Origin of the sequence: Acidiphilium sp. PM, assembly GCF_000219295.1 — a bacterium.
Taxonomy (GTDB): Bacteria; Pseudomonadota; Alphaproteobacteria; order Acetobacterales; family Acetobacteraceae; genus Acidiphilium; species Acidiphilium multivorum.
Genome location: NZ_AFPR01000175.1, coordinates 1 through 2092 on the forward strand (window position 1 = coordinate 1; position 2092 = coordinate 2092).

General features: G+C 71.1%; 2 protein-coding genes and 2 pseudogenes. All 4 read right to left on the bottom strand.

Annotated elements, in window-relative coordinates:
- Positions 1–266, bottom strand: a pseudogene (locus APM_RS08445) (glycosyltransferase family 1 protein); the annotation flags it as partial.
- A gap of 236 nt (positions 267–502) precedes the next feature.
- Entirely contained in the window at positions 503–799 is a 297-nt protein-coding gene (locus tag APM_RS23090) for a sensor histidine kinase (protein ID WP_371259409.1), read from the bottom strand.
- 193 nt (positions 800–992) lie between these two features.
- Positions 993–1829, bottom strand: a pseudogene (locus tag APM_RS23095) (HAMP domain-containing protein); the annotation flags it as partial.
- Positions 1826–2092: helix-turn-helix domain-containing protein (locus APM_RS08455; RefSeq protein WP_007422947.1), on the bottom strand; the 267-nt coding region annotated here is incomplete at its 5' end. The gene APM_RS08455 and the pseudogene APM_RS23095, both read right to left, overlap by 4 nt.

Genomic DNA, 2092 nt, shown 5'->3' on the forward strand with positions numbered 1-2092 from the left:
GCCGCTTCCGGCCGTTCGCGAGGGGACGGCGCCTCGCGCCGGGCGGGCGCATCGCGCGTCATCAGCGCGGCGAGCCGGGCCTCGACATCCGCCCAGTCGAGCTCGACGAAACCATGAGGGGCGCGGGCATGGCGGCAGACCCGGACCGCGCCGCCGCCGGCGGCCACCAGGGATGCGGAGAGTTCGAACGTCACCCGCTGGATACCGCTGGGGCGGTGCCCGGATTCGACATGTCGGATCAGGTTCTCAAGATCCAGCCAGATCAACAATGCGCTGCTACCTCAAAAGAAGACGCGAAAAGAACACGCGGTTGGGCATTTGAACGGCGTTCCTCGTCGAATCCGTCGTTCCGATCGGCTTGGGCGTAACCGCCAATCCCGGCGACAATGTGTTTGCGACGCAACATATGACACGCGCAGGTTGAGGGTGCACGCCCATTGAGGTTAAATTTTGGCATAGCTTCCGGCCATATCGTTGCCATGCCGTGCCGGACGGCGGCGGGTCAGAGCGGGATCGTGATCGCCACCCGCAGGCCGCCGAGCGGGCTGGTATCGAGGCGGAGCGTGCCGCCATGCGCCGCGACGATGTCGCGGGCGATGGCGAGGCCGAGGCCGGTGCCGGCGGCCGAGCCGCTTTCGAAGGGACGCAGCATCTGCTCGCGACGCTCGGCGGGGATGCCGGGGCCATCGTCGTCGATGACGATCCGCAGCATCTGCCCGCCTTCCGGCGCCGCCGCGACGACGATGCGGTGGGCGTGGCGGGCCGCGTTGTCGAGCAGGTTGGACAGCGCCCGGCGCATCGCCTCCGGCCGGACCACCGGCCTGCGGCAGGTGCGCGAGGTCGAGCGCGATGGCGGCGCCGCCGCGCGCGGCGCGGGCGGCGAGATCCTCGATCAGCAGGGCGATGTCGGTCGGCTGGGGCTGCTCGGTGCCCTCGCCGCGGGCGAAGGTGAGGTAGAGGCCGATCAGCCGCTCCATTTCCGTCACGTCGTCGTTCATGCCGTCGGTGTCGGCGATGTCGGGCGGCAGCATGGCGATGGCGAGGCGCAGCCGGGTGAGCGGGGTGCGCAGGTCGTGCGAGACGCCGGCGAGCATCGCGGTGCGCTGGGTGAGGAAGCGGCGGATGCGGTCCTGCATGCGGTTGAAGGCGGTGGCGGCGCGGCGGACCTCGATCGCGCCCTCGGGGCGGATCGGACCGGGATCGCGCCCCATGCCGAAGGCCTCGGCGGCGAGGGCGAGCCGGCGGATGGCGCGGACCTGGTTGCGCAGGAACAGGATGGCGATGCCGAGCAGCAGGATGGTGACGCCGGCGAGCCAGGCGAAGAAGATGTAGAGCGCGCCGACATAGAGGCGCTTGCGCGGCACGTCGACCGTCATCACCCCGGTTGCGAGCTGGACATCGACGCGGATCATCCCCGGCGGGCCGTTCCAGACCAGGGAGAATTTCCGGTTGAGGTCGCGGCGGAGGGCGCGGGCGAGGTCGGTATCCACCGGGCCGAAGACATGGGGCAGGCCGCGCGGGGTGAGTGTTTCTCCCTCGTGGAAATGGAAGCGGAACTGGAAGCGCTGCCCGGCATGGGCGAAGATCCGCGCGCTGCTGGCGGGGTGCAGGGCGGCCTGGTCGAGCACGAAGGCGATCTCGCCGGCGACGCTGCCGGCGAGGCGGCGGGAGAGCACGTCGAGATGGCTGCCGTAGAAGATCTGTAGCGCGACGCCCTCGAGCAGGATCAGCGGCAGGATCACGATCAGCAGGGTGCGGCCGAACAGGCTGCGCGGCAGGATCTTGCGCAGCACGCGGTCGGGCTCGAGACCGCGCGGGGCGAGCCTCATGGACCCGGCTTGAGGACGTAGCCGCGGCCGCGCACGGTCTGCAGGTAGCGCGGCTCGCGCGGGTCGGGCTCGATCTTGCGGCGCAGGCGGGTCACCTGCACGTCGATCGCGCGTTCGCCGGCCTCGTCCATGCCGAGGATCTCGGCCAGCGCCTCGCGCGAGAGGACCTCGTGGGCGCGGGCGGCGAGCACGGCAAGCAGGCTCGCCTCGCCACCCGTGAGGCGGACCGGGCCGCGCTCGGTGGAAAGCTCGCCGCGGGCGGG

What these genes read in the sequence shown, in the direction of transcription:
- APM_RS23090 (WP_371259409.1), bottom strand. Translation starts at nt 799, where the DNA reads ATGCGCCGGGCGCTGTCCAACCTGCTCGACAACGCGGCCCGCCACGCC.